Source organism: Bacillus mesophilus, from assembly GCF_011008845.1.
Classification (GTDB): Bacteria; Bacillota; Bacilli; order Bacillales; family SA4; genus Bacillus_BS; species Bacillus_BS mesophilus.
On record NZ_JAAIWM010000001.1, the window covers coordinates 368655 to 395204 of the forward strand.

General features: G+C 36.1%; 30 protein-coding genes and 1 riboswitch. Of the genes, 6 read left to right on the forward strand and 24 right to left on the reverse strand.

Annotated features, from left to right (window positions below):
* Nucleotides 1–11 precede the first annotated feature (11 nt).
* The 12 genes from G4D63_RS01850 to G4D63_RS01905 form a co-directional block, all read right to left on the reverse strand.
* Nucleotides 12–785: an SDR family oxidoreductase gene (locus tag G4D63_RS01850; protein ID WP_163177107.1), complete on the reverse strand. Its 774-nt coding sequence runs from the start codon at nt 783–785 to the stop codon at nt 12–14.
* A 21-nt stretch (nt 786–806) separates the two neighbouring features.
* Nucleotides 807–2018: an acyl-CoA dehydrogenase gene (locus G4D63_RS01855; protein WP_163177109.1), complete on the reverse strand. Its 1212-nt coding sequence runs from the start codon at nt 2016–2018 to the stop codon at nt 807–809.
* A gap of 243 nt (nt 2019–2261) precedes the next feature.
* Complete coding sequence (locus G4D63_RS01860) at nt 2262–3308, reverse strand: class I SAM-dependent methyltransferase (protein WP_163177111.1); 1047 nt, start codon at nt 3306–3308, stop codon at nt 2262–2264.
* A gap of 173 nt (nt 3309–3481) precedes the next feature.
* Entirely contained in the window at nt 3482–3658 is a 177-nt protein-coding gene (locus G4D63_RS01865; protein WP_163177113.1) for a hypothetical protein, read from the reverse strand.
* 100 nt (nt 3659–3758) lie between these two features.
* The gene (locus tag G4D63_RS01870; RefSeq protein WP_163177115.1) at nt 3759–4628 is read right to left on the reverse strand and encodes an NAD(P)-dependent oxidoreductase; all 870 of its coding nucleotides are present in this window, start codon (nt 4626–4628) and stop codon (nt 3759–3761) included.
* A 183-nt stretch (nt 4629–4811) separates the two neighbouring features.
* The gene (locus G4D63_RS01875; protein WP_163177116.1) at nt 4812–5261 is read right to left on the reverse strand and encodes a hypothetical protein; all 450 of its coding nucleotides are present in this window, start codon (nt 5259–5261) and stop codon (nt 4812–4814) included.
* 185 nt (nt 5262–5446) lie between these two features.
* Nucleotides 5447–6256 carry an alpha/beta fold hydrolase gene (locus tag G4D63_RS01880; protein ID WP_163177117.1) on the reverse strand — a complete coding sequence of 270 codons (810 nt, stop codon included), beginning with the start codon at nt 6254–6256 and terminating at the stop codon, nt 5447–5449.
* Between the two features lie 94 nt (nt 6257–6350).
* The gene (locus G4D63_RS01885) at nt 6351–8306 is read right to left on the reverse strand and encodes a TRAP transporter permease (RefSeq protein WP_163177119.1); all 1956 of its coding nucleotides are present in this window, start codon (nt 8304–8306) and stop codon (nt 6351–6353) included.
* Nucleotides 8299–8805, reverse strand: a complete 507-nt coding sequence (locus G4D63_RS01890) for a DUF1850 domain-containing protein (RefSeq protein ID WP_163177121.1) — start codon at nt 8803–8805, stop codon at nt 8299–8301. Before G4D63_RS01890 ends, G4D63_RS01885 begins: the two co-directional genes overlap by 8 nt.
* A gap of 84 nt (nt 8806–8889) precedes the next feature.
* Nucleotides 8890–9831 (reverse strand): TAXI family TRAP transporter solute-binding subunit, encoded by a 942-nt coding sequence (locus G4D63_RS01895; RefSeq protein WP_163177123.1) that lies wholly within the window; start codon nt 9829–9831, stop codon nt 8890–8892.
* A 188-nt stretch (nt 9832–10019) separates the two neighbouring features.
* Entirely contained in the window at nt 10020–10991 is a 972-nt protein-coding gene (locus G4D63_RS01900) for a YbgA family protein (RefSeq protein ID WP_163177125.1), read from the reverse strand.
* A 46-nt stretch (nt 10992–11037) separates the two neighbouring features.
* Nucleotides 11038–11268 carry a hypothetical protein gene (locus G4D63_RS01905; RefSeq protein WP_163177127.1) on the reverse strand — a complete coding sequence of 77 codons (231 nt, stop codon included), beginning with the start codon at nt 11266–11268 and terminating at the stop codon, nt 11038–11040.
* A gap of 370 nt (nt 11269–11638) precedes the next feature.
* On the opposite strand from G4D63_RS01905, the gene G4D63_RS01910 reads away from it, so the two are divergent.
* Together G4D63_RS01910 and G4D63_RS01915 are read left to right on the forward strand one after the other, a co-directional pair.
* Complete coding sequence (locus tag G4D63_RS01910; RefSeq protein ID WP_163177129.1) at nt 11639–11827, forward strand: DUF5370 family protein; 189 nt, start codon at nt 11639–11641, stop codon at nt 11825–11827.
* A gap of 141 nt (nt 11828–11968) precedes the next feature.
* Nucleotides 11969–12643 carry a GNAT family N-acetyltransferase gene (locus G4D63_RS01915; protein ID WP_163177131.1) on the forward strand — a complete coding sequence of 225 codons (675 nt, stop codon included), beginning with the start codon at nt 11969–11971 and terminating at the stop codon, nt 12641–12643.
* Nucleotides 12644–12678: 35 nt separating this feature from the next.
* On the opposite strand, the gene G4D63_RS01920 is transcribed toward G4D63_RS01915, so the two are convergent.
* The 4 genes from G4D63_RS01920 to G4D63_RS01935 all read right to left on the reverse strand — a co-directional run bounded on the left by G4D63_RS01920 (nt 12679) and on the right by G4D63_RS01935 (nt 16316).
* Entirely contained in the window at nt 12679–13743 is a 1065-nt protein-coding gene (locus G4D63_RS01920) for an EAL domain-containing protein (protein WP_163177133.1), read from the reverse strand.
* A 135-nt stretch (nt 13744–13878) separates the two neighbouring features.
* Nucleotides 13879–14631, reverse strand: a complete 753-nt coding sequence (locus G4D63_RS01925) for a FixH family protein (protein ID WP_239585878.1) — start codon at nt 14629–14631, stop codon at nt 13879–13881.
* A 362-nt stretch (nt 14632–14993) separates the two neighbouring features.
* A complete protein-coding gene (locus G4D63_RS01930; RefSeq protein WP_163177137.1) occupies nt 14994–15770 on the reverse strand; it encodes a C40 family peptidase in 777 nt (258 codons plus the stop codon).
* A gap of 189 nt (nt 15771–15959) precedes the next feature.
* The gene (locus tag G4D63_RS01935) at nt 15960–16316 is read right to left on the reverse strand and encodes a hypothetical protein (protein ID WP_163177139.1); all 357 of its coding nucleotides are present in this window, start codon (nt 16314–16316) and stop codon (nt 15960–15962) included.
* A gap of 347 nt (nt 16317–16663) precedes the next feature.
* Between G4D63_RS01935 and mgtE the strand changes: the two genes are divergently transcribed.
* A complete protein-coding gene (mgtE, locus tag G4D63_RS01940) occupies nt 16664–17986 on the forward strand; it encodes a magnesium transporter (RefSeq protein ID WP_163178348.1) in 1323 nt (440 codons plus the stop codon).
* A 75-nt stretch (nt 17987–18061) separates the two neighbouring features.
* On the opposite strand, the gene G4D63_RS01945 is transcribed toward mgtE, so the two are convergent.
* From G4D63_RS01945 to G4D63_RS01955, 3 genes are all read right to left on the reverse strand, one after another.
* Nucleotides 18062–18661, reverse strand: coding sequence for a cell wall hydrolase (locus tag G4D63_RS01945; protein ID WP_163177141.1), 600 nt, complete (start codon nt 18659–18661; stop codon nt 18062–18064).
* 286 nt (nt 18662–18947) lie between these two features.
* Nucleotides 18948–20201 carry a S8 family peptidase gene (locus tag G4D63_RS01950; protein WP_163177143.1) on the reverse strand — a complete coding sequence of 418 codons (1254 nt, stop codon included), beginning with the start codon at nt 20199–20201 and terminating at the stop codon, nt 18948–18950.
* 295 nt (nt 20202–20496) lie between these two features.
* Nucleotides 20497–20691 carry an abortive phage infection protein gene (locus G4D63_RS01955; RefSeq protein WP_163177145.1) on the reverse strand — a complete coding sequence of 65 codons (195 nt, stop codon included), beginning with the start codon at nt 20689–20691 and terminating at the stop codon, nt 20497–20499.
* 136 nt (nt 20692–20827) lie between these two features.
* Between G4D63_RS01955 and G4D63_RS01960 the strand changes: the two genes are divergently transcribed.
* Complete coding sequence (locus G4D63_RS01960; RefSeq protein ID WP_163177146.1) at nt 20828–21019, forward strand: alpha/beta-type small acid-soluble spore protein; 192 nt, start codon at nt 20828–20830, stop codon at nt 21017–21019.
* A gap of 627 nt (nt 21020–21646) precedes the next feature.
* Here the strand turns inward: G4D63_RS01960 and G4D63_RS01965 are convergent.
* Nucleotides 21647–22498 carry a patatin-like phospholipase family protein gene (locus tag G4D63_RS01965; protein ID WP_163177148.1) on the reverse strand — a complete coding sequence of 284 codons (852 nt, stop codon included), beginning with the start codon at nt 22496–22498 and terminating at the stop codon, nt 21647–21649.
* 184 nt (nt 22499–22682) lie between these two features.
* Here G4D63_RS01965 and G4D63_RS01970 point away from each other — a divergent pair, with 184 nt between their 5' ends.
* A complete protein-coding gene (locus G4D63_RS01970) occupies nt 22683–22871 on the forward strand; it encodes a YkvS family protein (RefSeq protein WP_163177150.1) in 189 nt (62 codons plus the stop codon).
* 61 nt (nt 22872–22932) lie between these two features.
* On the opposite strand, the gene queF is transcribed toward G4D63_RS01970, so the two are convergent.
* From queF to queC, 4 genes are read right to left on the reverse strand one after another with little or no spacing between them, the layout of a single operon-like run.
* Nucleotides 22933–23430 carry a preQ(1) synthase gene (gene queF / locus G4D63_RS01975; protein ID WP_163177151.1) on the reverse strand — a complete coding sequence of 166 codons (498 nt, stop codon included), beginning with the start codon at nt 23428–23430 and terminating at the stop codon, nt 22933–22935.
* Between the two features lie 31 nt (nt 23431–23461).
* Nucleotides 23462–24190 (reverse strand): 7-carboxy-7-deazaguanine synthase QueE, encoded by a 729-nt coding sequence (gene queE, locus G4D63_RS01980; RefSeq protein ID WP_163177153.1) that lies wholly within the window; start codon nt 24188–24190, stop codon nt 23462–23464.
* Nucleotides 24190–24627, reverse strand: coding sequence for a 6-carboxytetrahydropterin synthase QueD (gene queD, locus G4D63_RS01985; protein WP_163177155.1), 438 nt, complete (start codon nt 24625–24627; stop codon nt 24190–24192). Before queD ends, queE begins: the two co-directional genes overlap by 1 nt.
* Before the next feature lie 4 nt (nt 24628–24631).
* On the reverse strand, nt 24632–25288 hold the full coding sequence (gene queC / locus G4D63_RS01990) for a 7-cyano-7-deazaguanine synthase QueC (protein WP_163177157.1): 657 nt from the start codon (nt 25286–25288) through the stop codon (nt 24632–24634).
* 101 nt (nt 25289–25389) lie between these two features.
* Nucleotides 25390–25433: riboswitch (PreQ1 riboswitch) on the reverse strand.
* A gap of 431 nt (nt 25434–25864) precedes the next feature.
* On the opposite strand from queC, the gene phoU reads away from it, so the two are divergent.
* A complete protein-coding gene (gene phoU, locus G4D63_RS01995) occupies nt 25865–26530 on the forward strand; it encodes a phosphate signaling complex protein PhoU (protein ID WP_163177159.1) in 666 nt (221 codons plus the stop codon).
* Nucleotides 26531–26550: the final 20 nt, after the last annotated feature.

The following is a 26550-nucleotide window of genomic DNA, read 5'->3' on the forward strand; positions in this document are numbered from 1 at the left end:
TTTGTCGCTATCTACATAGCGTGGGAGCCACCATCTACAACAATGACATCACCAGTTACAAAGTTTGAAGCATTAGAGGCTAGGAACAGTGCCACTCCTTTTAGGTCCTGATCGTTTCCTACTCTTCCAAGTGGAGTTGTTTCAAGAATTCTTTCCTTCCCACGTTCAATTAGTACTTGAGACATCTTAGTTGGGAAAAAGCCTGGCGCGATGGCATTTACATTGATATTATATTGACCCCACTTTACCGCTAAGTCCTTTGTAAATGTTATCACTGCACCTTTACTAGTGTTATAGCCAATCGTATCCATGTACTTTGGATTTGTTCCACCAAGGCCAGCCACTGATGCAATATTGATGATTTTCCCAGACTTTTGTTCAATCATTGTTCTACCAACTGCTTGTGATACTAAAAATGTACCGTTAATATTTACATTCAACACCTTTTGCCATGCTTCTAATGGCATAGTTGCTGCAGGAGCTCCCCATGTAGCCCCACTGTTGTTAACAAGAATGTCGATTTGACCAAATTCTTTCAGTGTTTCTTCCACTAAGTTGCTTACATCATCAGGGTTAGTAATATCACATTTTAGTGCTAATGATCTTACTCCTAGCTCCTTTAGTTTTTCACTTACCTCCTGACATGCTTCTACTTTTCTAGAGCAAACAACAACGTTTGCTCCAGCTTCAGCAAATCCAATAGCAATCTGTTCGCCCAGCCCTCGGCCTCCACCAGTTACAATGGCAGTTTTTCCAGTTAAATCAAATAGTTGTTTAACATGCATAACCTCTTCCCCTTTCTGCTACTAATCTCTGTATTTCTTTAACTCTAATCTAGCTAACTGTGCTCTATGTACTTCATCAGGTCCATCAGCGAGTCGAAGTGTTCTAGAGTTCGCCCACTGTGCGGCTAATGGGAAATCTTCACTAACTCCTGCAGCACCAAATGCTTGAATAGCACGGTCGATTACATTTAAAGCCATAGAAGGAGCAACCACCTTAATCATTGCGATTTCAGCTTTGGCTTCCTTGTTCCCGACAGTATCCATCATATAAGCAGCCTTAAGGGTTAATAACCTTGCTTGCTCAATCTCAATTCTTGAATTAGCAATCCACTCTTGAACAACACCCTGATCTGCAACTCGTTTCCCAAAAGCAACCCTCTCTTGAACACGCTTACATAATAGCTCAAGAGCTCTTTCAGCAGCACCGATTAATCTCATACAATGATGTATTCTTCCAGGACCTAGTCGTCCTTGTGCAATAGCAAATCCTTTTCCCTCGCCCCAAATCATATTAGAAGCTGGTACTCTTACATTATCAAACTCAATCTCAGCATGACCGTGTGGTGCATGATCATAACCAAATACTGGTAAAATACGCTTTATTGTTACGCCTGGCGTATCTAGTGGAACTAGAATCATAGATTGCTGTTCATATTTTGGTGCATTCTCATCATTTTTCCCCATTACAATCGCTATCTTACAGCGGGGATCACCAGCTCCAGATGACCACCACTTCGTTCCATTAACGATATACTCATCACCGTCTCTAATAATACTGGTGCGTATATTAGTAGCGTCAGATGAGGCAACATCAGGCTCTGTCATTGAAAAACAAGAACGAATCTTACCTTCTAATAGTGGTTTTAACCATTCTTCTTTTTGAGCTTCGCTGCCATAACGTACAAGTACTTCCATATTTCCAGTATCAGGTGCGTTACAGTTAAAGACTTCAGGACCAATTGGAGATCTTCCCATAATTTCACAAAGAGGAGCATATTCGATGTTAGTTAGACCAGCTCCATATTCACTTTCTGGAAGAAATAGATTCCATAATCCTTCCTTACGTGCCTTTTCCTTAAGTTCTTCCATAATGGCAGGAACCGCTGACCATCTTGATTCATGTGCATGAACTTGTTCTTCATATACACTTTCATTTGGATACACATTTTCTTCCATAAAGCTTGTTAGCTTTTTCTGAAGCTCTTTAACCTTATCCGAGTACTCAAAATACATTTGTTTTCCCTCCTCTATACTTACTAACCGGTTGGTATGTATTCCATATCTCAAATATACTACTTTTATCAGAAAATTCAAGTAACAAATTAAAAAAAGGAAATATTTAGCTATATAAGAATTTCTACCAATACTCTATTATACGAATAACGCTGAAAACTATGATTCTATTTAATAGATTTTTAAATACTTGTACAATTCTTTCACTCTCACTCTAAGAATTTAGAGTGAAGGTTTTAAAATCTATCTTGGTTTCGCAATAATGCCATTATGAACCTTAATGTAACAATGGCGAACAATATCGAATCCAGACTCATAAACATAAAGCCCCATTTGCTGAATGTTCATTAATTCTCTATACGTATGATTCATGACGTCTGCCATGACTTTATAGTAAAGTCTGGACTTAAGCTGATCTCTTGGTGTAGTCATGATAATGTATCCACCAGGCTTTACAAATCGTCTATGCATATCCATGATTTCTGGTTTGTGATCATCTGGAACATGCTCAAGTAAACCAACACTGAGAACAATATCAAACTCCCTGCCGTACTTTAAGTTCCGAATGTCATCTACAACATATTCAATATTTAATTGATTCTTATACCAAACCTTTGTACTTCCTGTCGCTGGGTTAGCACCTAGAAATGGATAAGATTCAGGGAATTCCTCAAAACGATGTGTCTTACAGTACTCATCATAATCTACAAGAACGACTTCTGCCCCTGGATACATAGCAGATAACTGCATTGCCTCATAGCCCTCAGCAGCTCCTAAAAATAAGATCTTTGGCTTTTGAACATCTAACCCTTCAAATAGTGCCCTTTTTCCTCTTGGATCCCAAATTCCGTCCTCAATCCTATGAACATAGTTCCATAAACGAAGCTTAACCAAATCACCAATTGCTTCTTTAACTTCACCAAAACGGAATTGTTTAACATGACCAGTAAGCGCTTTCATTTTTTCATCCAGTTCTGTTGGGACATCTTTAACAAACCACTCATGAAAGGATCGGTTAAAATATTCCCAAGAGGTTTTAACTGGCATTCTCTCTTGATTTTCTTTTTCCCATAATGTACGTTCCTTGGCGACTGTTTTCACCTCATAAGGTCTACCAATATCTTTCCAGGTTAACTGTGACCAATCGTTGACTATATTAGCGTTTAGAAATTCATCTTTTCCATGTGTGGCATTTCTTAATTCAACACGATAGCTAGGCATTAATAAAGTTGTCTCAAGATCCTCTTCACTAAAAGGATATGATAATTCATTTTCTTGAAGCTTCAACATATCAGACCTCCCCTTTATTCATACCATCACTATCTCACAGCGATCTTCACTCGTCAATTTATTTTTTTAATTTTCAAATAATATATCACTGTAATTTTCTCCCTTTGACTAGCATCTTTTATATCAACGCTAAAAATATAAAAAGCTGACTATAGCATAGTCAGCTTCCAATATTAGCCCTTGTATTCTCCATTATTTTTAGCAGCTTTTTCCTTCTTTGCCTGCTCTTTGTGCTTTCTATTTGCATCAGCACTGCCAAATTCATGAGAGAATTCGGAATCAATTACACTTGAGTCAAACCCTTTTTTATTTTTCTGTTGTGGATCATTCTTCTTTGTACGCTTTGCCATCAAACTCACTCCCTTATATTTATTCTTTTTAGTTTTTCTACAAAGAAAATAAATATACAGAGAGTGAGATGGATATTATTCACAAGGATACATGGCTATTCTAGTTATTCCATAGCTTGAATAATGCTTGTGTTCCACTATTTTCTTCTCCTAGCTGGGATACTGATTCATATAATTGCTTTGCAAGTGATAGTCCCGGAACATGAAGATTCATTTTTTCTGCTTCGTCTATAGCAATTTTCATGTCTTTTATAAAATGCTTTATATAGAAGCCAGGTTCAAAATTATCATTTATTATTCTAGGTGCTAGGTTAGATAGAGACCAGCTTCCAGCAGCTCCCGCGGAAATCGATGTTAATACTTTTTCTGGATCTAATCCTGTTTTCTTAGCATAGGCCAGCGCTTCGCAAACTCCAACCATGTTACTTGCAATAGCAATTTGATTACACATTTTTGTATGCTGCCCGGAACCAGCAGAGCCTTGTAAGACAATATTTTGACCTAATAAAGTTAGAATGGGCATCATATCCTGAAAAGGTTTCTCTTCTCCACCGACCATAATGGTAAGTGTTCCATTTTTTGCACCCACATCCCCACCAGAAACTGGCGCATCTAGTGCAAACATTCCTCTTTTCTCTGCCTCGCGAGAAATTTGAATCGCGAGACTCGGCGAAGACGTTGTCATATCAATAAAATATGTACCAGGCTTCGCATGCTTTAAAATCCCATGAGTCCCTATGTAAACTTCCTCTACGTCAGAAGGAAACCCGACCATAGTGATAACTACATCACTATCAGCCGCTAGTTCTGCCGGAGTTTCATACCAAGACGCTCCTGCATCCAGTAACTCGGTTGCTTTCTCTTTTGTTCTTGTGTAAACATTGATATGATAACCACCTTCTAAAAGATGCTTAGCCATACTTCCTCCCATTACACCAGTCCCAATAAATCCTATTTTCTTTACATTCATCTCTTTTTCACCTCATTTATTTTCATCTTCCTTTACGCTACAAAAGATGGAGATCTTCATTCCTTAACACTCGAGTTCTGGATCGAGGATTCATTGCAACTTCCCCTTCAAGTAGCCCACATACTGCAAAAATCCTTATAACAATAAAACAAGCATCGAGCTAAGTCAATGCTTGTAAATTTTTTATTCAACTTTATCTATTAACCACTCATCACCTTTAGTTTTAAAGGTTAATTTTTGTGTAATTTCACCTTCAGTTAATTCGTTTTTCCCTTCGCCTTTTTCTTCAACGAGAGTTTTTGATATAACTAGTTCTACAACTGCACTGCTGTCAGTTTCTTCAAGAACATTCATGCTCACTTGCTCAACATCATAATCATACTGAGCAAAGTCATTGTCATAGTAGCCTCGTAAAGTAACATGTTGTGAAGAGAATGGATGAAGTGCTTTTAGTACAGTATCAGTATCCTCAGTATTTATTCCGTTAACATAAATGGCAACTGTACCTTCAATTGAATCTGTTGTTGCGGCTTCACCAGCTGTAGCACCAGCGTCTTCCCCACCGCCACCGCATCCTACTAATACTAATACAAATAAAAATGAGACCATTGCTAATAACCAGTTCTTTTTCATTTTCTCCCCCCGGAATCTCTTTATTTTCTGAAAACTTTAACAATAGACTTAGTATATCAATTAGCTTGCTCCTTTTCAATATTCTGAATAAATAAAATTCAAAATAAAACTTTTAGTTGTGCTTTCACTTTGTCTCTGATAAAATTTGATGTCATTTTAGCTTACTAACAAATTCCTTCCAAATTTTAGTTGTTTGATAATACTTTGCCTTGCACGAAATCTCGAATGATGTTTGTTAGTGTTTTAGGATCCTCAATCATGCCTAAATGACCTACTTCCTCCATTAATACCTGTTGTGTAAATGGAGACTGAACAGAGAAAACTTTTTCAACTGGAATAAGTTGATCTTGTTTTCCGGCAACCAATAGAATCGGACAAGTCGCCCCTTTTAACACTGCATTTCGATCTGGGCGTTCCTGCATTGCTCTCAATGCACCTTTAGCGCCAGTGACACTTGTATTTAAGCCAATCTCCGTGACTACTCTTACCTCGTCACCCATTTCTTTTTCATTAGTAGGGGAGAACAGTTTTGGAACTAGACTTGTAATTAACGGTTCAATCCCATTTTCACTAATCAAGTCAATATTATTTTGTCTCCCCTGCTTAGCCTCCTCTGAATCAGGAAAAGCAGTTGAATGTATGAGACCAAATCCTGATAGAAATTCAGGATACTTTTCAGCAAATGCTAGGGTTACATATCCACCAAGAGAATGACCTAGTAATGTTACCTCCTGAATTTGTAATTCATCTAATAAATTCTTTAGATCAGTTGCCATATCTTCAATAGAATATGGATCATTTATGGCACTTGACATGCCATGACCTCTCAAGGCAGGAACAATGATACGATGAGTTTTACTTAAGTCTGGTATTATTTTCTCCCAATAGGCAGGACTTCCACAAAAACCATGTATTAAAACGATTGTTGAACCGCTACCTTCATCTATGTACGAAACCGTTACATTATTTATTTTTACTTTTTGCCTTTGTAGCATGAAATCATCCTTTCAAATAAATAGTACCTATACTAGCTTCCCTTATATTCTTCATTATAAACAAAGAAGCCTCTCATTAAGAGAGGCTTCGACATTAAGCAGCTTTTACATTTTCTCTTTTGAAAAAGTATTGAGATACAACTAAAGCTGCGAATATGATTAAACCAACTGTATCGGTGATTCCTTCAGGATAAATAAGCATTAGCCCAGTAAAGAATGCGAGTACTCTTTCAAAGGCATTCATTTTTCTACCCCAATAACCAACCATAGAAGTACCAATTGCTATCATTCCGGTAACAGATGTGATTAATACCCAGGTAATCCCTAATAGGTCGGTATCAATCATTAATAACTCCGGTGATAGAACAAATATATACGGTATAATAAAGGCTGCAATGGCGAGTTTGGCTGATTGCACCCCTGTCCTTATTGGTTCTCCACCAGAGACCCCCGCAGCTGCAAAAGCAGCTAAAGCAACAGGAGGAGTGATATCGGCTACTATTCCAAAATAGAAAACGAATAGATGAGCTGATAGATCAGGAACTCCTAACAAAATAATGGCTGGTGCCGCTATTGTTGAAGTAATAACATAATTTGCAGTCGTTGGAGAGCCCATTCCTAAGATAATTGCAGCAATCATCGTGAAGAATAATGTTGGTATAAGAAGGCCTCCCGATAAATCAACAAGCCCGTTCGCTAGCTTTAAACCTAACCCGGTTTTTGTTACAACACCAACGATGATACCAGCAGCTGCAGTTGCCGCTGCAACCGCTAATGCTGTACGGGCTCCATCTACCAATGCATGGATTGCATCTTTGATTCCAATTCTAGTTTCTTTACGAACTGCACTTGCAAGTACTGTAACAACAATTGACCAAAGCGCCGCTTTTGTTACACTCATTCCAGACATAAGTAAAACAATGACTGCTACGATGGGTAGCAATAGATAGATTTTTTTTAACACTTCTTTTCGATCTGGCATTTCTTCATCAGTTAACCCACGAAGTCCGATTCGTTTTGCTTCAAAATGGGTCATAATCCAGATTCCAGTAAAGTAAAGCAACGCTGGAATAGCTGCTGCTTTCGCAATATCCCAGTATGATATACCACCGATGAATTCTACCATAAGAAACGCTGCAGCTCCCATAATTGGTGGCATTAGCTGTCCTCCAGTAGAAGCAGCTGCCTCTACTCCACCAGCAAACTCTTTGCGATATCCAAGCTTTTTCATCATTGGAATCGTAAACGAGCCTGATGTTACAACATTTGCTACAGAGCTACCACTGATTGTCCCTTGTAAAGCACTTGAAAAAATAGCAACCTTTGCAGGTCCCCCAGTTAGCTTACCTGCAATAGACACGGCAAGATCATTAAAATATTGCCCTACTCCTGTTTTAACTAAAAATGCTCCAAACAGTAAGAAGAGAAATATAAATGTGGATGATACACCTAAAGGAGTCCCAAGGATCCCCTCAGTTGTAAAAAACATAGATTGGATAATTTGCTCAACACTTAACCCCCGATGTGCAAAAAAACCTGGCATATAAGGTCCAAAATATGCATAAAGGAGAAATACTAGTGCAATAATGGTAATCGGTAATCCTACAGCTCTTCTAGTTGCTTCTAACACTAGTAAGATTGCCAGTAAACCTACGATAATATCAACAGGCGTTAATCTCCCCACTCTAAGAACTAAATCCTGAATCATAATTGGCCAGTATGAACCCACCACTATACCTACAACAGCAAGCGTTGCGTCATACCATGCAACTTGGAATCTTCCCTTCTTCTCGTTTAAATGACTCTTAACAGCTGGAAATAGCAAGAAGATTAATGCTAACGCAAACCCAAGGTGAATCGAACGTTGGATCTGAGCTGTAAAAATTCCAAATATAGCCGTGTAAAGTTGGAATAAAGAAAATGACAAAAGTCCTAAAAATACAATCCAACCAACTATTCCAGTAAGTGACCTAGTTCTAGCTTCAGGGTCATACTTTTTCAATATATCCTGCATCTCATCTGATGATGCCTGATGACCTTGGTTATTCATGTAAGTTCACTCCCTTCAATATCTGTAAGTTGTTTAATTTTCGATAATTCACTCTTACCCATGAACCTGGAGGTACATATTCTCCAAGCTTGTAGGTAGTTCCTGCAATTACTAGTTGGTGATTAGCGACCACCTGTCCAATACGAATATCTAAATAAGGAAACCTTCTTTTCATATTAGTAATATGCATTTTTCCATCTACTAATTTAAATTTTTCTCCTTCAGCAGGACCAGAGGGCATGCCAATTGCATAATCTTCATATATAAGTCCTGTTTGTATGATGTCATTCTGAAGAGATATTTCATAGATTTCAACTACTTCACTAAGATGGATGGAATGGGTGTAGAGGATTTGAAAAGTTTGCAGGTTATCTTTCGGATAATATACCATTGTCTTTCCCGAATTGCCTTTTTCAAAGACTAGGCTATCTTTATAAGGGACAAGTAGTATTAGTAGGCAAATAATAATCATCCCTACTAGAAGTGATCCTTTTTTCATATAACACCACATATCAAGATTTATTAGCAAAAAGATAGACTGAAATCCGCTTTCAGCCTATCCTTCATCACTTTATTTATTAATTTACTTTAAACCTTTTTCTTTGAAGTACTTCTCTGCACCAGGGTGTAGTTCAATTCCTAGCCCATCAAGAGCACTTTCAGCTGTAATAAGAGCACCTTTTGCATGAGTAATCTTATCCGTATTTTCAAAAATAGCTTTAGTTATTTCATATACAGTATCTTCATCAAGCTCTGATGTTACTGCAAGCATTGCTAATACAGCAACTGTATTAACTTCGCCTTCCATTCCATAAGTTCCACTTGGAACTACATCTTTTGCATAATATGGATATTTAGCAATAAGTTCGTCAATTTTATCATCTGCAATTGGAATTAACTTAACACCTTTGATTGCTGACAATGCTTCTACAGATCCTGTAGGTGTACCAGAAGTAATAAATGCTGCATCAATATTTCCATCTTGAATACCTTCTGTTGATTCATCAAAAGCTAAATTCTGTGCATTTAAATCATCAAATGTCATTCCATGCATTTCTAAGATTTGCTCAGCGTTTGCGTAAGTTCCACTTCCAGGTGCACCAACCGATACGGTTTTACCTGCTAGATCTTCAACTGAGTTAATGCCACTGTCTGCAAGAGTTACAATTTGAATCGTTTCAGGATATAAAGTTCCAATAGCCTGTACATTCGTGATTGCATTCCCTTCAAACATTAGTGTACCCTCTTTTGCGTAAGCTGCAATATCAGTTTGTACGAATGCAATATCAGCTTCATTATCAGCTAGTGTTTGCATATTTTCTGCAGATGCACCTGATGATTGAGCATTTGCTTCAATATCAGTATTTTCATTAATGATATCTGCCATTGCTCCACCTAGTGGGAAATATGTACCCCCAGTACCACCTGTTACAACACTTACAAGTTGTTTGCCACCACATGCAGATAGAATCATTGATAGGCCTACCATTAAGATGAAACCGATAAATAAACTTCTTTTCTTCATTTGAATCCCCCTTTTCATTTAATGTGACTGACAATCAATGAGAAACAACGCTAGCCCCTAAAGTGTTTCTCTCCTACTAATGTAGGAGGCACTAAGAAGCGTAGTCTTGTTCTATTTTTTTATTATAACAACCCCACCTAATTATTTCCACCTTTTTGCCCTTTTTAACCCAATTCCACCAAAATCTCCTAATATTCCCGACCCTTTCCTGAGTCACTAATTTCTATTAATTCCTCTGGATAAGGCTCAAAATAGGTTTGACTTAGCAAGTAGTTGTTTTCAAAACGAACAACCCATGATTTTAGAATACTCGTGATACTACTTAACGGTAGCTTTTTTGAACGATACTTTTCTAAGACCTCTTGAAAATACTCTTTTTCCTTTTGACTTAGGTCCTTTTTGAAATAACCCATAATATGTTGACAGACGTTAATATGAGATTGATCTCTTGGTCTACGAGCAAATAAGCGATGAAGCAATTGTTCGTATAATGAAAAAAGTTCCTTTAAGTCACGTTGCTTATGACTAGCAATCACCCTACCTAGTTCTTTTTGTACAGTTTGATTGTAAGCCATAAACAGGTATTTATTATGGGAGTGGAACAAAAGTAGCTCCTGAAAAGGATTTCTCTTAGCTATTACTCTTTTAAAAGTCGAAACAGTAAATAATTTTATAAAAAAGTGCTCACGAATTAAGAAATTATTTAGTCTTCCTTCTTCTTCCATTACAATGAAAGGATCATGATTTATCAGTTCCTGAGCAAATAAACCACTAGACTTTCCAACTACTGGTGATTTCTCTACACCACTATAAACTTTTACGTCCTTCATTCCGCACGTCGGTGACCTACTCTTCATGATACAACCATCAACTTGCTCTAAATGCTTAATGAATGCAGAACTGAACTCATTCATTTTTTCGGTGAGATCCTCTTTAGTTGATGGTTGTACAAGTGTTATTTCACCATTTTCTTCGACCAAGCGAATGGTGTCCCTAGGGACCCCAAGACCAATTCCTACTTCGGGACAGACGGGTATAAAATGGACAAAGGGCTGAAGCCGTTTTATGACTGGATCATGTATGACATCTCCATTGTATCTACACTTTTCAAACTCTAAGCATTTACTTACTACAACGATCGGTTTAACAAACTTAGACATATCATCCCTCTTTTATTCAGTACCCTTAGTTTCAAGTATAAAAGTTCTAAGAATCTCCCTTAAATGTATCTTGAAACTTCTTTAACTCGGGATCTTCTTTTGGAGTGTAATTAAAGCTATTTCTGAATTGATACGGATTTTTAGGGTCCATATCTATTGCGATGCCTATACCCTCGCCAGCAGACGCAGTAGAGTCATTAATAATACTCTCTTGTTCACCATCTGGATGAAACTGATGTGCATGTTTATTTTCTCTTGATTCCTGTGATCTCGTCAATTAAAACACCTCATTTTCAGATATTTAGCATAGAAGTTAGTGTTTCCTATTACAAAATTGACTATGTATTCTTTATAATGCTAAAAAATATAACATGAGGTATGTACTTGGTATGGAAATCAACTATTCAAATTTTTATAAGGTATAAACAAAAAAAAAGCAACCAGCTTGACTGATTGCTCAAAAGTTTATTGATTAAAGGGTTGAATAATGTTTGGGAAATGGGAAAACAAGATTCTCCCTTCTTACTTATTATCGGTTTATCTTTCAAAAAGTTTAACTATTTTTATCGAATTATTAAATTCGTATACAGCGTTCTATTTTTACTAATAGTAAGACAAATGAAATAAACCTGAAGGAGGATGAAAAGATGGGTGCAATCGAAAGAGAAGGTTATCTATTTGAAACAGAATATAGTGTTATGCTCCAAAAAGGAGCTGTACATGTCTATAAAGAGGGAAACTTTATTAAAGAAATTGATTTTTCGTTTCACGGACAACAACCTGATCCAAAAGCAATTGAAGAACTAGTTGAAGAATTCTTTGAAGAGAATCAGTAAAGAGCCCCTTATGGATGCTCTTATTTTTTGTCCATTTTGTTTGGTCAACACGAAGACTACCTTTTGTGACCATAGCAATCATTTGAAACTTAAATCTATTTCTTGTTTACTAAGATTAGTATAGTAGAAGGTGGTGTAGTGATGAACTATTATAAGGAAATATATGTATTTGATCAAAAAATACCAATAAAAACAATCATCAGAAACTATAAAGAAAAAGATTTTAGTGATTTAATTGAAATTCAAAAGGCTAGTTTTCCTCCTCCGTTTCCTAGTGATTTGTGGTGGAATAAAGAACAACTAACAAATCATGTTGAACTCTTTCCAGAAGGGGCATTATGCGTGGAAATCGACGGTGAGCTTTGCGGTTCTATGACAGGCTTATTGATTGACTATCATATTGGAGATCCACATAAAGGTTGGGATGAGGCAACTAGCTCTGGATACATAGCAAACCATAACCCTAGTGGGAATTCACTATATGTTGTAGATATTTGTGTTAGACCTGAGTATCGCAAATATGGACTAGGAAAACTTTTGATGCAATCCATGTACGAAACTGTTGTACAGTTACAGCTTAAACGCCTGTTAGGTGGGGGAAGATTACCAGGTTATTCACGTCATGCAAAAGAGATGACCATAGACCAGTACGTATCCAATGTCTTAACCGGGAGAATCCATGATCCAGTTATAACCTTTTTATTGAAATGTGGAAGAACTCCTTTAGAAGTAATTCCAAACTATCTTGAAGATGAAGAATCCCTCAATTATGGTCTGTTAATGGAATGGAAAAATCCTTTTCTTTTTCAAAAATAGTTTTTCGGAATCCATATAAAAAAAATAGAACTGCCCTAAGGCAGTTCTACAAGATCCAACATAGGCTGTGCATTTGGTTTGCCAATATAATAGCCTTGAGCCAAATCAAAATGAAGCTCTCTACACAGATCGAGTTCTTCCTTACGCTCAATTCCTTCAGCTAATGTTTTTATATTGTACTCTCTAGCGACATCTATGATACTTCTTAACGCTTCTTGTTTCTCTTTAGACTGATCACAATACGAGATTAACTTACGATCTATCTTCGCATAATTTGGACGCAGTTCTTTTAATACTTCAATGGTAGAATACCCCGCACCTATATCATCTAAAGCAACCTTAATTCCTTCGTTCTTATAGGCCTTAAAGATATCTTTTAAATGATTAATATTACTAATCTCTTCTGTCTCTACAACTTCAAAGACAAGATCATTAGGATCTACTCGATATTTTTCTATGTTTTCAAACGTACTTTTTAAACAATGCTTAGGATTATAAATGGAAGATGGTAAAAAGTTAATGAAGCGTAACAAACCTGCCTGTAGTGTTTCAGCGCTATACTTGATTGCTTGTTTTCTAGCATTCCCATCAAGCATTGCCTGCAATCCTGATACTTGTGCGAATTTAAAAAGCTCAAATGGTGTAAATGGAAACTCTTCTCTTGATGATCTTAATAAAAACTCATACCCTATGACTTCTTGGTCAGATACCGATATAATCGGTTGTATATGATTTGTAAAATAGGACTCTTTGATAACCTGAAGGAGCTTAGGGTGCTTAACTCTCTCAAAGACCTCTGTAAATGGTAGCATGGGAGGAAAGAACGAGTTTCCTACATCACTTGAATTCTCAATAGAAATATATAAATCTATTTTTGATCCAAACTGATTTGTCACAATATCTCCTATCACTTCAAAAATATCATGAAGTTGCTGATGAGAGAAATAGCTAACTATTGTAGATGTAGAGTCCTTAGCCACTATATTCTCAGTTTTAATAGCTGGTGAGATAGCATTAATTACTTCTGGATACCTTGAGTAAAAGGTAATTGAACCTTCGTTTTTAAACATAGATAACTCTGTACATTGCGAACAAGACATATTGTGATAATTCCTTCCTACTTTTTATCCTTTCTTATATAATATCTTGAATAAAGTACTTTTTAAATAGAAAAACTTGGCAAGATGCCAAGTTTTTTTAGTATTATAAGAGATTTTCTATTACTAAATTAACATTTACTCATTTTCAACGATAAGCTCACGCTGAATATGTTCATGTAACTCTTCATTTTGAATATGAATAACAACCGTAAATGTACCAGTCTTCTTAAACTCAAATGTTGATTGATATACACCAGACTCTACTTCTTCTGCTTCAATGAATTCATGTCTAGTGTCAGATTTCTCCCAAATCTCGAACTTAACGATTGAATCGGTAATAGGTTTCTCATCAAGTGTTGCTGATGTTTCTAATACAATAGGTTTATTGGGAATTAAATGATCTGGAACATTAAAATCTATTGTAATATTTCCTACAGTATGATGATTATGAACATGGCCTGTATGTTCATGATCATTCTCATTTTCTGTTTCACTAGGATTACCTACAGTAAGTTCAATTTTAGGCATTGAATGCTGATCTCGTGCCGTTACGTGAGATACAATAGAATATATGCCTTCTTTGTCAAACTTTTTATTTATTACATACACACCATTTCCTTGATGCACACCAACAATCATCTCGTGATCGCTGTTCTGTTCCCAGACCTCAAAGCTTACATCACTCGCGTCCTCAACAGATTCATTACCTTGGGTAACTTTAGCACTTATCGTTACTGCGTCACCAACATTAGGGTGATCATTGTCTACTTGAAGGTCAACCTCTAGAATTGGTGGTACTTCAACACTCTCTGCATTTCCGGCATTTTCTGATTCATTACAGGCACTCACAAAAAAAACAAATATACATGTACATAAGACTAGCAACATCTTCTTCAATTACTTCACACCCATCTATATCATTGACTAAATCATATTATAGTCTATTGATACATGTTTAAAACGATACAGCAATGACATTTTAGTGACAGAAAATGGGCATAAATGTGAAGGTTACTTAAATAAAAGCATGGTTCACTATTCATAAATCGACTGATATCGGCGGTTTTTAAGAATATTTCGGTACTTTACAGACTTTTATCAGCGTGATCCCTGAATTTATCAGCGAAAAAAATTATATTAGCGCTATGACCCCAAAACTAACTGACACCAAAAAGTACCACAGTATCAATACTGTGGTAGATCAAAGTTTAGTTTTTATACTTTCTTTTACCCTCCCTTCTGTGAAGGTACTATAAATCAACAAAAAATTGATAATCTGGATGCTTATATAACAAATCAAAATCCTTTGAATGACTTAATATTGTATATAGATCTTCTGGAGAAAACCATAAATGATCATTTGGTATGGTGTAACCTGCTCCAAAGTGATAACTTAACCAAATCAATTTTGAGCAATAGATATAAGTCCATTCATCAGTAAGAGGTGTGTTAGCGGTAAAATAAAAGATAGGTTTATTTAATCCCTTTTTTCTGTTTTCCTTAAATTGCTGCAAATAGTGCTCAGCATAAGCTGTTGCCTTTTGTCCTAGCTCTTTGTTCTTTGGCCTGAAATGGGCGTACATTGGATGATGTTCTGTAAAAATCGAAATTGATTCCTTACGTACGACAGGTTCTGAGATTACTGCCTCTATCATCTGATCCTCATCCACCACTAGAGCCGTATGACCCATATACCCATAAGGAAATCCATTTACATTGTCACAAGCAACTAAAATATCACCAGCTTGAAAGTCTGAAGGCTTTTGATTATTTTCTCTGGATTCATGATTCTCCAACTGAAAAGTCTGTTGAATTGGATGATGTGTTCCGGAGTCTAGGTAATACCCTGAAATCGTGATTTTTGAAACTTTCTCATTTTTAGGGTACCTGATCTTCAGCTCTTTCTTAATACTAAAGGCTCCTGCATATTTTCCATTCAAAAAGACCTCTATAAACGGGTATGTTGATTTCCCCTTATTTAAAAACGAAATGAATCCATTCGACTTGTTTACAACAAGATCTTTCAATCTAAATCCCTCCCCCTAAAGAGGATATTCATACTGAATGATATAGATGTTAAATAATAAATTACATTTCCATTTTTAAGGATAGCTACAAACCTAAAAACCCAACCGGGTTGGTTGGGTTTTAATCAAAGTTCTTCAGCTTACTCGTATCCAGCTTCTACAAAATAATACTTAAAAAATACAAGGAAATTATTGATAAGACTTTTGTGTTTTGTTAGCTCTAACTAAAAACAAATGAGTAAAATGCTCTGAAATGCCTAGAAATATCCCAACAAGAAGGGCACCTAAAAATGTAACAACTGCTCCTTCCATCCAAAGTCCAAGAATGTAAACTACGACTGTTGCTGCCACGAAATCCAGAAAAGTACTTAGCCAAACAGTACCTTCTTTTAGGAACAAATACTCCATCATCGTTCCTACAACAGCTAGAACCAGTCCTATGATTATCGGTTGTATCATATTAGCAAAGTTGACGTTAGGTAATATAAAGGCAGAGAGTGCTACAATAAGTGGACACATAATAACCTTCATGAAGAATGTAGTCAATGTAAAACAACCTCCTTTTCCTATACTACTATTTCCAATAAGTATCAAAAGTATCAACTTCCATTGAAACAGCTAGCCATTAAAGGTACTCACTAGTCCGATTCTTTTGATGATTACACTCCATGATTCATCTATTAGTCAGTTTCAGACTCATTTTTTCAATTAAAGTTTTTGCTTCTGTTAATCAATACTTCTATTCAGAACTTAGATTTCACTAATCTTACGTATCGAAATCATTAAGAATGGGACAACTAAAATAGACTTTTACATACTCCAATAACGGTACAATGGCTAGGAGGAAGTAAGTGAATAATCATAATTCGGAAAATCAACTAGTACAGAGCGTCATGAAAAAATTGCAAGAAGAAAACAAAGAAGCATTATCCTTTCTTTTAGATGAACTCCAACCGTATGATTTCGCTTATCTATATAAAACTCTTCCTAATAAAGAACGAAATTTGTTCCTCTTATCCTTAAACATCAATCAAATTGCAGATTTAATTGAGGAATTAGAGGAAAGGGAGCTTCAACTAGATACAATAAGCAAACTAGGCTTTGAGAAAAAAGGTATGGTTTTAGATGAGATGGATAATGATGATTTAGCTGCTTTACTAGAAGCATTGCCTCCTGAGCTTGTGGAAGACCTATTAATAGGAATGAAGAGTGAGGAATCAGAAGCTGTACAACAGCTCATGAGTTATCCACCTGAAACAGCTGGTAGACTAATGACCAATCGATTTGTGTGGATTAGTGAAAATCATACAGTTAGGCAAACTGTTGATAAAATAAAGATTTTTGCTGAGTATTCGGAGACTATTAATTATATTTACGTTATAGATTCAAGTAAAAAATTGATCGGTGTAGTATCCTACCGAGATATCATTTTAGCTGATATCAACGCACAAATAACGGATATTATGCATGAAAGAGTAATTTCTGTTCCCGTCAATATGGATCAAGAGCAGGTTGCTAACATTTTTGAACGGTATGATTTTCTTGCCATGCCGGTCGTAGATGACAATTTTGTACTTAGAGGGATTATCACTTTTGACGATATCATCGATGTAGTCATTCAAGAAGCAAATGAAGATATAGAGAAATTATCTGCCTCTGGTAAATCAATTGATTTTGATACAAAGGCGATGGTTGCAGCTTACCGAAGGCTCCCTTGGTTAATTTTATTATTATTTATCGGCATTATATCAGGTAGCATTATTAGTGGATTTGAAGATACGCTGGAAAAAGTAGTCGCTCTCGCTTTCTTTATGCCGATGATTGCCGGAATGACTGGTAATACCGGTACACAATCTCTAGCAGTTGTGGTAAGGGGACTTGCATCCCGTGAGATTGATAAGGTAGTCGTCAGAAAAGTAATATTGCGTGAATTTGGGGTTGGTCTTCTGATAGGCCTTATATGTAGTGTACTGATCTCAATTATTGCTTATGTTTGGCAGGATGGAGATATGGTGCTTAGCTTAGTTGTAGGAAGTTCACTATTTTTAACACTTGTGATTGGTACCCTTACTGGGACCATCATCCCTCTTATCCTATATCGTTATAAGATTGATCCCGCGATTGCATCTGGTCCACTAATTACGACGATTAACGATATTTTCTCACTAGTCACCTATTTTGGACTTGCGACTTTATTTATACGCTACTTACTATAAGTCGGAACTAACTTTCTTTGGGATAGCCAAAATAGAAAAGGAATGGGTGGCTCCCCATTCCTTACGTTTTGTATATTATCTAGCGAAAACATGGTTTCCGATCTTGATTGTAATCGGCCTAGTTTTAATCCAAGCACTTTGCGCTGTCTTAGGATTGTAGAAATAAAGTGAACCGCTACCTTGTCCTCTAAATTGCAGGGCTTCTAGTACCGCTCGCTTTGATGCTGCATCTGCTGCTTGTTTAATTGTTCCATTAGCAACCGGAGAAAATGCATAATGTCCACCTGATGAAACTTCAGTAATTACTCCATGGACAGAGTTTGGAAATAACGAGCTATCTACACGATTTAATACGACTGTAGCAACGGCAACCTTTCCAGCATAGGACTCACCTTTAGCTTCTGCATATACTAATCTAGCAAGTAAATCTCTTTCATAGCTAGTTGGAATACTTGGAATCTTAATTCTTTCACCTGCAAACAATATGAAGTTATTACGATTATTTACTTTTTGAATAGCCGCAATCGGTACACCATACTGATTACTAATTTTCCAGAAGGTTTCTCCGTTTTTCACAGCATGTGATGTTGTATTTGCGTCTGCTGTATGCACATTAAATCCAAGAATAGTTACAGTTAACGTAGTGGCAATTGCTAGTTTTTTAATCCAATTCATATCAAAACCTCCTAGTATTTTGCTCACCTATTAAACTATCAGCTTACTAGAAGGTTTTCATTCACCAATAATTCCCAATATAAAACAAGCTAGAATTACCCCTTATTTTACAACGTTTTTATAATATACTAGTAAAATCATCCATCTCCTTTTTAGAGCTATACTTATAGAATTTATTCATCACCGTCTTATACAATTATCACCCTGCAAAATCACCCAATGTACTGTTACACAGTCTTTAGACAAAAAAATTTCCTGCTAAAACTTAGCAGGAAAAAATAAGGTTTTATTTCACAGTTGGAAACCCAAAGCCAGATGCGTAATCATCACCAGACGCTGAGCCAGATCCACCTAGAATATCATTTGCTGTAGCACGTTTCTGTAGTTCTAAACGTATATCTGAAGCAGTTAGACTAGTATTTGCTGCCCAAATCTTTGCAGCTAAGCCAGAGATATGAGGTGTTGCCATGGATGTTCCACTAATCGTATTATAGGTGCCATCATACCATGTTGACTCTATAGCTCTCCCTGGGGCTGATACTTCTACGTCTAGTTCTTCAATGACAAAATCCCCATCAGTATCTGGATTACCGCGAGATGAAAAGTCCGCTACACGATACGTTCCATTTTCTTGTACATCCTCTAGTGCTGCCACAGCCACTGCGTCAACTAAAGCCCCAGGATATCCAATTGTATTTGCATTTGGACCACTATTACCAGCAGCAGCTACAACTAGAACTCCTTTATTGTAAGCATAGGATACAGCATCAGCGATTAACGTTGATTTACTGCTAGATCCAAGTGACATCGAAATAATCACGTTCGCGTTTAAACGATTAGCTTCGTCTGCTGCATGCTGGATTGCAGCTGCAATATCATCTGAATAACCAGAACCACGATCATTTAGGACCTTGTATGCCCATAGATCAGATTCAGGGGCTACTCCGTATATACCACTTCCATCATTTCCTCCATGTGCCAGAACTGTTCCTGCTACATGCGTTCCATGACCATTTTTATCTGAACAAAAGTTGTTAACTAAGTTTGATTTTCTTTGGGTAAAATCTTTACATTGTTCTGCACTACCAGCTAAATCCACATGACTTGTATTTACTCCTGTGTCTAAGACTGCTACTTTTACACCACTTCCACCCGTTGGTTTAGTAATGGCAGAGTCGTTATAGATCGCTTCAATTCCCCAAGGAGTTTGATCATTTGGAACTGCAGTTCTAGCGGATGTCGAAGAACCTGGTTTTGCATCAAGTGAAATCTTATCAATTAATTTTACATTTATATTCTTATTCTTCTTTAAGGCTTCTAATTGCTTTTCATTTACATCAGTTGTAAATCCATTTTTCTTAAAATCCCAACGAACACCATAGTTTGCCTTTGCTTTTGCCTTTACTACTTCATCTGATGAACTGATTAACACACGTAGCTTTTCTGGTTTTTCTTCAGACGCTGTTACATTTGTAGAATACATTGGTACAATTAGTACTGCAACCAGAAGAATGCTTCCCAACACCTTTAACCATTTCATAACAATCCTCTCCCTATCATGTATTTTCTACTATGTACTAGCAGAAGAAAATTCCAACTCCTTTTGTCAGAATTTTCACATTCATCTTAACATGCTTAGAGAAAGGTGGGTATTGGGAAATTACCCTTCATTTAATGATGATTTGACGCAGCTTTTCATGGTCATTTTCCCAACATTAAATTGTTATGTCATGACATACTTTAATGAAATATATATGTTAAATAGTAACTAAAGAAGACTTAGCATTAGCTAAGTCTTCTTTCATCCATGCTCTTATAGATTTCTGAAAAAGTTTTTAACTTCTTGGTTCTTCTGTATATGTATAGACGACTGCACCACCATGTTGGGCAATACCTCGGAAGTGTTTAAAGTCATTCTGTTTGACGAGTAGCTCGCGAAAAGCTAGAAATACATCTTTTGTTACGAAATATTCTTCTAATTCACGATTTCTCAACTTGTCTAATATATGTTCAATCTCCTCTGGAGTCATTTAAATAACCTCCTCTCTTTTTTTATAAATAAGTCCTTATTTATCTTAGGAAAATAAAAAAATGAAAAAAAATGTATAAAAAATTAATGATGTACAAAACATATACATGAAGCAACGATGAAGGGAGGGAAATTCAATGGCAAACAATAATTCAAATCAATTACTTGTTCCTGGAGTTGAACAAGCACTTGAACAAATGAAATATGAAATTGCTCAAGAATTTGGTGTAGACCTAGGACCTGAAACTACATCTCGTGCTAACGGTTCTGTAGGTGGAGAAATCACAAAGCGCCTAGTACAAATGGCTGAACAACAGCTAGGAAAGTAATCTTCATTTCACTATGACTACTTGTATAGAGCGCCTATCATCATGAATAACATCACGAAAGCTCTATCTACAAGATTTTATAAGCAGAGAAATTACATCGTGTAAGTCATCATTGCTTATATCTATGAATTTTAATACACACACACCATGATTATCATCATTGCTTATTAATTATGATCATAAGCAAGACACACACCATGATTATCACCTTTGCTTATTAATCGTGATCGTAAGCAAGACACACACACCATGATTATCACCATTACTTATTAATCATGATCGTAAGCAAGACACACACACACCATGATTATCACCTTTGCTTATTGTTCATGATTTTAAGTAAGACACACACACCATGATTATCATCTTTGTTTATTAATTATGATTGTAAGTAAGACACATACACCATGAATTTTATTATCAAGCTTATAATAGTTACATGTAAGTAAAGACACACACACCATGATCCAACACCATTACTTACAAAACTACAAACACAAAGAGTATTTTACTCACTATCAAGAAAATAATACATCCAAGTAACGAAAAATCCATCCAATTCAAGAAACAATGAAATTGCCCATTACACACATACACGAAGCAGCCTTGAGCTGCTTCTTTTTTTATTTACTCATGTATCCAATCCATTACAGCAGTATATAAGTTTTTTCCATCTTCATAACCTTCGTTAAACAATTGAGTTAGCCGATTTTGATTTCTCTCTACTCTTCCAACCTTCAGAGGTTTAGATGGTTGGATAATAAAAACCTTTCCTTGCTCTTCTTGATCGTAAATATATTGCAGTGTCTCGTTGTAGAAGTCAGCTCTATTATCCATACTCTTTAAAAGTCCAGGATAATTCTTGTACAATCTCGAAGAAATCCAGGATTGTCTAGAAGGTTTTTTTTGATATCCCTTGTTTCTTGTTAAAATAACCACATTCTTTTCAAAACCAACTTCTTCTGCTCGTTTAATTGGAATAGGGTCGGATATTCCACCATCTAATAAGCAGCGTTGATCAAATTCTACAATTGGGGCAGCAAATGGTAAAGAACTAGAAGCCCTTAAAATCATAAGCATATCTTTTCCGTGTTGATGTTTATTGTAATAAACGGGTTCTCCAGTCACACAATCAGTTGTACCAACCTCAAATGATTCTTCTGCTTTATAAAAGGCTTCATAATCAAACGGTACTAGTTTATTAGGAATTTCATCAAAAATAAAATCCATTCCAAACAATTCTCTTTTCTTAATATAATTTCTTAATGACAAGTAACTTGGGTTATGTATGTAATCAATATTTACTTTTCTGTTTCTATCTTTTTGTCTAGATAAATAGGACACTGCATTACAAGCACCTGCAGAAACCCCTATATTGTAAGGGAAATAAAGGTCTTTCTCTAAGAAGTATTCTAATACACCAGCGGTATAAACTCCTCTCATTCCCCCACCCTCAAGAACTAATCCAGCCTGGGTCATTGCTTTTGTCCCCCTTCTTATCAAAACCAATTTCTCTTATTTTACCATATAGTAAAATAGTGTTTATATGAAAATGTTAGTAAATAAATTGTAAATTTTTTTCAAAAGATTATAAAAACTACTTTACCTTTGGACAAAATTAATGCAGACTATAGGATAAGGTATGTGAAAGGAGAGATGTCACATGAAGACAGCTTCATTAGGAGACATTGTTGAATTCAAGGGTGGATTACAAGGTATTGTAGAGAAAGTAAATGAAAACTCGGTCATTGTTGACCTCACATATATGGAAAACTTCCTAGACCTAGAGTTAGAACGACGTACTGTCGTTAACCATAAAAACTATAAAATTATCGGTGCAGTGAAAGTATAAAACAAAAAAAGCGCAGTTTTCCTATTATTTCTAAGGAAAACGCGCCTTTTTTTATTACAATTTAGCGATTATCAACCTTTTCAGGATAAAGGTCATGATTCATCATCCGATAATCAGCCATCTGTTCATACTTTGTACCAGGTCGTCCATAATTGGTATATGGGTCGATAGAAATCCCTCCACGAGGTGTAAACTTACCCCAAACCTCAATATAACGAGGATCCATTAACTTAATTAAATCATTCATAATAATGTTCATACAATCCTCATGGAAATCACCATGGTTTCTAAAGCTGAACAAGTATAGTTTTAATGATTTGCTTTCTACCATTAGCTTGTCTGGAATATAGCTTATATAAATAGTTGCAAAGTCAGGCTGGTTTGTTTTCGGGCATAAGCTTGTAAACTCAGGGCAATTAAATTTCACAAAATAATCTCTGTTTACATGTTTATTTTCAAAGCTCTCTAACACTTCTGGTGAATACTCAAATAAGTATTTAGTACCTTGATTACCTAATAACGTTACACCTTCTAGTTCTGAATCGTTTCTTCCACTCATTGTTTCAACCTACCCATTCTATTTTAGAGTTTTAAACTCCTCTCTTATTCCCCCATACCAGTGTATGGAGTTGAGGAAGTACCTTTACGTTGTTCATTTCGTTTGTTTTTACAACTTCATCGATTAGCCATTCGTACTTCGTTAACAATGACGAGACGATTTGTGATTGGTCATCACCAAACACATTATCATTTCCAACTTGCAAATAAAAAGGTACGTTAGGATAGCGCTGATGAATTTGTTTAGCATAAGCAAAGTCTTCATCGTTAAAAACGACAACTTTTAAAGAAAGCTGGTTTTCCTTTATACCATGAAGATTTCCAATTATCTCAGAAAGCTTTTCATAGTCCGTCACCATACCAGAGCTAGGTGGTTTTGGGGAAATCGTAACGTCTTGAACTCTCTGCAACCAATCCTGCCATTTAGAACCCTGCGTTTCCACTCCTATTCTAATCCCATTCTCTCTTAATAAAGAAATAAGGCTTTCCATATTCGCTAATAACGCAGGATTTCCTCCGGATATTGTCACATGAGAAAAATTAGTACCACCTATTTCTGTTAATTGACTCCAAATTTCCTCAGCACTCAATTGTTTTATCTCATCTTTGGCAGATCCATCCCACGTAAAAGCAGAATCACACCACTTACACTGGTAATCACAGCCAGCAGTCCGAACAAACATTGTTTTTGTGCCAATGACTGCTCCTTCTCCTTGAATCGTAGGGCCAAAAATTTCTAATACTGGAATTGTCTTTACCACTACTTTCCACTCACTTTCGGACGATACACAACATAACTAGTTGGTGTTTCCCTAACTAATACCTGCAAGCATTTTGGTTTATTGGGTAAGGAAGTTAAAAACCGATCGATATTTTCCCATATTGTTCTTGCGATTACCTCTGTTGTTGGAAATTGATCAGAATTGTTCTCATTAAAATCTTCAAGCTGGTCATTCATAATCGTATGGTCATATCGAGAATGCACGATTTTTTTTAAGTCTTGAAAGTTCACAAGAAATCCTGACTCATTAAGGTCGTCACCAGCCACTGTAATATTTACAAAATATGTGTGACCATGGACATTACGACACTTCCCAGCATCCTCGTGAGGAATGAAATGGGCAGCAGCAAAATGCATATCTTTATTTAATTCGTAAGAGTAAGAATGTTGCACTTGTGGGTAAAACTGCTGAAGCATAGGCTCACTCCTTTCCTTTGTTAGCTAAATAATCATTAAGACCCTTTTTACGTAAAACACATGCAGGACATTCTCCACATCCATCAGCAATGATTCCGTTATAGCAGGTTAATGTATTCTCTCGAACAAAGTCTAAAGCTCCAAGCTCATCTGCAAGACCCCAAGTTTCTTCTTTATTAATCCACATTAATGGAGTATGAATGACAAAGTTATAATCCATTGAAAGGTTAAGAGTTACATTTAATGATTTAACAAACACATCACGGCAGTCAGGATAACCGCTAAAATCTGTTTCACATACACCTGTTACAATATGACGTGCCCCAGCCTGCTTCGCTAAAACGGCGGCGAAGGAAAGAAACAAGAGATTTCGACCATCCACAAATGTAGTAGGTAACTCACCCTCTTTTTGGTCAATATCAATATCATCACGAGTTAACGCATTAGGGGCTAACTGATTTAGTAATGACATATCTAAAACGGTATGCTTAACATTAAGCTCCGCCGCAATTGAAGCTGCACAATCTATTTCTAATTTATGTTTTTGGTTGTAATTAAATGTAACGGTTTCAACCTCATCAAAATGTTTTAGTGCCCAAAATAAACAAGTCGTACTATCCTGGCCACCACTAAATACGACTACTGCTTTTTTTAATGTCATAAAAAAAGCTCCTTTCTTTTTATAAAAAGAAACGAGCGAATACACCTTCTCCAAAAAAACAATAGGCAGCACAGAATAAAACGATACCAAGTGATATCGTTTGACCTATAGTTTTTTATAGAGGGAGTTTTCGAACCTCTCGTTTCGTGTGATCACACACTGAACAATCACTATTTAATTTTAATAATTCTTATTAACTATAACATAAATATGGTTTTCGACAAGTGAAAAAATGATTTGGGAATGCTTAAGCGTTTCAAAATAGATTTACCGCTTCTTAACATAACAGCTAAAGAGAGTTAATAAAAAGGTTGTACAATAAAGTAAATTTACTTAGTACTCCCTACAGTTTTCAAAACACTCTCTCTGGTGTAACAAAATTATGTGTCTCTTAAGATTAGATTACTTCGAGTAAATATGACGGAATTCAACATCCCTCTGCGGTAATTGTCGGTAAAATACATTACAAATATCCTGAAACATTTGATATATTTTGTAAATACATAGGGTTTAGTAAGTAAATTGGTATTTTTTTAAACCAATCGTCATAAAAATTGTAAGTAGGAGGAGATTATTATGAGCAACAGGACACAGTTTGATGAACAGTTGGTTTCACTTAAAGAAAAGCTTCTTGAGATGGTTTATCAATCAAAGCACGCCATTGATCAATCGATCATCGCCCTACAATCTCAAGATTTAGAGCTGGCAAAACTGATCATCAGTCAAGATAAAGAAATTAATGAACTTGAGAAGGAAATAAACGATATAGTAATCAGGAATATAGTCAAACAGCAACCTGTAGCCTCTGATTTAAGAAGATTAATGGTTGCAGTAAAGATATCTTCTGATATAGAGAGAGTTGGAGACTTAGCCGTTAATATCGCGAAATCTACTTTATTTATTGGTAAAGAACCTTTCCATACCTCTACAGACGCAATCCCCCAAATGGCAAAAGTTGTTCAAAAAATGCTGTCCGATTCCTTAACTGCCTATCATGAGGAAAACATTCAAAGTGCCTATTCTATTGCAAGTACCGATGATACAGTTGATAGAATGTACGGAGAAACCATTCAATATTTGTTAGCCCAAATGGCATTACGACCAGATGCTGTCCCTCAACTTACTCAACTGGCATTTATATGTAGGTACTTAGAGCGTGTTGGGGATCATGTTACGAATATTGCTGAAAACATTATTTATTTAGTTAAAGGTGAAAGAATTGATTTGAATTTTCAGGTTTGATCTAAGACTATGTAGTTGGA